Genomic DNA, 1,165 nt, shown 5'->3' on the forward strand with positions numbered 1-1,165 from the left:
ATAGTCCTTGCTTCGTGCGATCTCACGGGCGGATTGAAAGTAAGCAAGTACCGCCTCAGGGATTTCGACGCCACCAAGGTTTCCATGGCCCGGGACGATCAGACGTGGCCGCAATTTGACTATGTCGCTAAGCGCGCCCTCCCATTTCCCGAGGTCTATATCCTCAACCTTTATCATCGGTGGAAAAAAGGGGACGATCGGGAACATCCGCTCTTCGAGCAGATCGCCTCCGAACAAGAAGGCCTCTCGCGGAAGGTAGACGATTTGGTCTCCGGGAGAGTGAGCGGTACCCCACGTTTTTAACTGGACCTCTCGACCGCCAAGATCAAGCATTGATTGCGGGGTATCGTAGGTTTCGTGTGGCGGCGTCAGAACGACCCCATCCAGCAGATGCTTCTGGGACTGGGGCAGAATGCTAGACCTGAAGCCGCCGAGCAAGGTCTCGCCTGAACGCTGGAAATAGTCAGCCTGCGAACGGTTGTAATAGATGCGCGCGTCGTTCTTAAAAACCTGGGCGCCGAAGCCGTGTTCTGGATGAGCATGGGTTATGGTCAGGATTATCCGTCGTCCCGGCGCGAGTTCCCGCGTTAAGCGGAGGACGTTTTCGGCGCTGTCGATACCGAGGCCACAATCAACGACAAGCACACTTTCCGTGCCAACGATGATCCCGATGTTCGGTACGAGCGGGATGCGCTTGTCGGGCACAATGAACACCCCAGGCGCCATTTCAGCCGGGTACCGCGTATCCACCGTTGGCATCGGCCGCACCGGGGGTGCGAAAGTCACCTCCTGTTGGGCGCCAGCGGGCGATGAAGTCGCACTGGCCATTCCAGTCAAGACAGCCATCTTCAGTAGCTGTCGTCTGTCGGAGCTTAAGCTATCGCTAGTTTGCATGGCACTTCTCCTATGCTCTGCCGCTTCCGTATCTGCGCTCGCAGGTCGATCGCGAGGCCCTTGGGAATCGCCTTGCTGATGACAAAGCCATCAAGGCCGCAGCGGGGTGCCGACTGCAGCCTCGTAGATTAATCGAAGATGATGATAATTTTGCCGCGAGCCCGGCCCGATGCCTGGTGCGCGAACGCCTCCGTAAAGCTGTTCACCGGTGTCTTCCGATCCAGCAGAACCTTTATCCCGCGTTCGCCTATTACGTCCACGATCCGTCGCA

Annotated in this window: 2 protein-coding genes; both read right to left on the reverse strand. The window is 57.6% G+C overall.

Annotated features, from left to right (window positions below):
* On the reverse strand, window positions 1-894 hold an 894-nt coding region (locus tag DUT91_RS24990), incomplete at its 3' end, for an MBL fold metallo-hydrolase (protein ID WP_147272306.1).
* Between the two features lie 128 nt (window positions 895-1,022).
* Entirely contained in the window at window positions 1,023-1,154 is a 132-nt protein-coding gene (locus DUT91_RS27665) for a zinc-binding dehydrogenase (protein ID WP_114443052.1), read from the reverse strand.
* Window positions 1,155-1,165: the final 11 nt, after the last annotated feature.

The sequence above is a fragment of the Paramesorhizobium salinisoli genome (genome assembly GCF_003335045.1).
Classification (GTDB): Bacteria; Pseudomonadota; Alphaproteobacteria; order Rhizobiales; family Rhizobiaceae; genus Paramesorhizobium; species Paramesorhizobium salinisoli.